This window comes from Psychrobacter sp. 16-MNA-CIBAN-0192 (assembly GCF_040309565.1).
GTDB lineage: Bacteria > Pseudomonadota > Gammaproteobacteria > Pseudomonadales > Moraxellaceae > Psychrobacter.
This window is the reverse complement of record NZ_JBEOOX010000303.1, coordinates 1-268: the sequence shown is the minus strand read 5'-3', so window position 1 is coordinate 268 and position 268 is coordinate 1. Positions and strand designations below refer to the sequence as shown.

The 268-nt window shown below is 62.7% G+C and carries 1 pseudogene; it reads left to right on the top strand.

What is annotated here, in order from left to right:
• A pseudogene (locus AAEY78_RS13345) lies at positions 1 to 268 on the top strand (chemotaxis protein); the annotation flags it as partial.

Sequence of the window (268 nt, the reverse complement as noted above, 5' to 3'; positions counted from 1 at the left end):
ATCAACTATTCCGTCGACCAATTGCGCGATCTGGTCGCCACCATCAACCTCACCGCCGGCCAGGTTGCCGCTGCTGTGCAGGAAACCCAGGCCACCGCCATGCATCTGGCCCAGGCCTCGGAGCAACAGGCGCAGCAGATTTCCGAAGCCTCGACAGCCATCAGCGACATGGCCGAGTCCATCGATCAGGTGTCGGCCAACGCTGCCGAATCGTCGGCGGTGGCCGAGCGTTCCGTGGAAATCGCCAACAAAGGCAACGAGGTGGTGC